Genomic DNA, 3,118 nt, shown 5'->3' on the forward strand with positions numbered 1-3,118 from the left:
TTATAAGAAAAATTTTTTGTTATGTACAATTGCTGGAACTTTGATTTTTTCTCATTTCGGTTCAACTTATGCAAATACATCGGCTCCTGAAACTCCTGAAATTTTGGGGAAGATTGAATTAAATAAGGGAGAAGAAAAGACTTTAAATAATGTTCTTGTCCGCGATAAAGGACCTGGAATATTAGCGCATGATAAAGCAGCTATCACAATTGTAAAATCAACAATACACACGGAAATGTCTGCACTTTCTGTATCAGAAGGTGGACGCATTCATGCTAAAGAAATTAAAGCAAATACAGTATACAAAGGTTTAGAAACAAAGAATGGTATAATCAACGTTGAAGATTCAACCATAACCGTCCAACGAGGAGGTGCCGGTGGTATCGTTTTTTATGAAACAAAAGATTCTTCACTGAAAAGTGGAGAAAAAGTTGTCAATAAGGTTGTTCTTAGCAATACAAAACTTCTTGTGAAAAACGGTACCGGTATTCTTGGTCCCTACTGCTCAAGAGCCGTTGCTGAAGTTCAACTTAAAGACTCAGAAATTCGATCTGACGTATTATTGAGAAATAAAACGAAACGTAAATATTATGACAACGATACTCTTCCTGTAACTTTAGCATTAACCGCTGATAATTCAACAATAGAGGGACGAGCAAGAACTTTAAAAGTCAATACAACGGTTTTGACTCTGAATAACAAAAGCAAATGGTACTTAAAGACCTCTCAAGAGGAAGTCGATACTGACTTTAATGTGTTTAACTATGAGCTCAGTGATATTAAACAACGAGCCCTTTCTACCGTTTCAGTACTGAATCTTAATAATAGTTCTATCATATTTAAGACACCACAAGGGCGGGAAAAAGATCATTATCATACCTTGTATGTAGGGCGAACAGCTGAGGTTCGTAGACCTGAGGGAAGTACAATCCCCGATATAGAAAGCACTTATAATACAGTTTACAATGCCACAGGCGATGCAAAAATTTATTTTAATATTGAATGGAGTGATGGTCTAGTAAAAGAACAGCAAAAAGCTGACCGCCTCCTTATACATGGTGATGTATCAGGCAGCACAACAGTCCATATCAAGAACCTTGCGAAAGGTGAGATATTAAAAGCTGAAGATTCTGTGTCTTCGAATATGCGTGGTCTTTCACTCATTCAAGTTTCTGGAAATGCAAATGAAGATTCCTTCAAACTTGCACACGGCTACACCACAATGGGGGGATTGCCTTATAAATATATACTCAAAGCCTATGGTCCAACATCCAGCCATGGGACAGCCGATAGCACACAAAGTCATTTTAGCGGAATATCACAAGAATCAAAAGAAAATACCCTCAAAGACTACACAATCTATACGATATCAGAATCAGGAAAAATGATTGAAGGTGTTTCACCAAAAGAGAAAGAAGCGCAAAATACCAGTTCATCATCCCTTGGACAAGCAAACAACGCACAAAACATCTTGGAAAAAAATCAAAATTTCTGGGATTTTCGCTTGCAAAATGAGACTCTCGATAATGAGGGAAAGATCAGAGCTCTCGTTCCTCAAGTGGCAAGCTATTTGTCCATGCCTAACGCACTATTCTCAGCTGGACTGGCTGATATAAACAATCAAAACACTTTACTCAACTCGATGCAGGAAAACACCTTTGAGACAAAAGATCATAAAAACAAAGGAGTCTTATTCTCGACTTATGGAAATAAGATGACATTATCCTCTCACCGTACGCCATTACAATATGGCTATGGTGCCGATATTCACTATGCGGCTTTACAGGCAGGCATTACATTAGCAGCTCTAGAAGATCAAAACATGACCACCAATTTTGGTCTTTTAGGGACATATGGGAAATTAGCTTTCACCCCTAAAGACATGGAAGGTGCTGACAAGAGTACACTCAATAAATGGTCAATTGCTGCATATAGTGGGCTGCGCCATAATAATGGGATATACATCCATGCGCTCTTCTCCTATGGAATGCTCAAGGGAGATATCACCACAGCTCTCATAGGAAAGACTGCAGAATTGAAAAATGCTGATACATTCAGTGCATCAGCAACCATTGGACAAAAATTCGAAACCAGTAAGAAAGGATTGGTCTTTGAACCACAAGCACAACTTGTTTATCAACGCCTCATGCTTGGCACACTCTCAGATGTCGATGGCTTTGATGTGGATATGGGAAATCCTTATCAATACTTAGTGCGTGTGGGTGGACGCTTAACGCAAACGAAGCTTTCTATTGAAAACGGCGGTATTCTTTCTTTCTATGGTAAACTAAACGTTGTTAAAGCTTTTTCTAACAATGGTACGATACAGATTGGTGAACCATTCCACCTTGATTCTATAGGAGCTGCCCTTGAAGGTGGATTTGGTGTAAATGCACAATTATCACAAAATATCGCCCTTCATGCTGATGTTAACTATCAATATAAGCTTCAAAAAACTGGTATATCTGGAGCAAGCTTTTCAGGTGGAATACGCTATCAGTTTTAAGAAAACGCAAAAAACAATTTATATTCTATTCATTTTAATAAAAGGCAGTGCAAATGTGCTGCCTTTTTATAATCTATCGGAAAGAACCGTTAACAACTATTCTTTCTACCACCTTTCTTGAGCCAATTAATCTCACTCAAACCAAATGTAATAAAATCTGTTATCTCTAAATGAATACTGAATTCTCAAGAGAGCTGCCTTTTTGATTTATAAAAATCAAATGCTTTTAATAAAATTTTTTGTATTTTAAAACACGTAATAAATAATTCTCTGTGTAAGAAAATCAATTAAAAGCTTTTTGTAAGCACACAACAACAGCTTCTCCAAAAATTTTGTAGAGTTTCCATAACAACAGCCTTAAGCAACAAACATCCTTGCAAAATATTTTGTTTCTTAACACTTTTAAACGGAATACTGATCAATCTAGCTTTTCTGCAATTCATAGTTTCTAACTGCAATCTCTATTTTAAAAGCTATTCTAAAATCATTTTTTAAACGATAAAGAACACGACGCAATGTTTCGTTTTGTTGTTTACAATAAAAACATAATGATATAGAAACTGTCTGGGTACTTGCGCCATCAGGGGAATGAAGTAAGCATCAAAGCATACC

General features: G+C 36.7%; 1 protein-coding gene. It reads left to right on the forward strand.

The window, feature by feature from the left end:
* Window positions 1-2,506, forward strand: a 2,506-nt coding sequence (locus tag ACFIMC_RS03195) for an autotransporter outer membrane beta-barrel domain-containing protein (protein ID WP_375680961.1), incomplete at its 5' end; no start/stop codon positions are given.
* Between the last annotated feature and the right edge of the window lie 612 nt (window positions 2,507-3,118).

Source organism: Bartonella sp. AP21QHHD (assembly GCF_042196205.1).
GTDB lineage: Bacteria > Pseudomonadota > Alphaproteobacteria > Rhizobiales > Rhizobiaceae > Bartonella.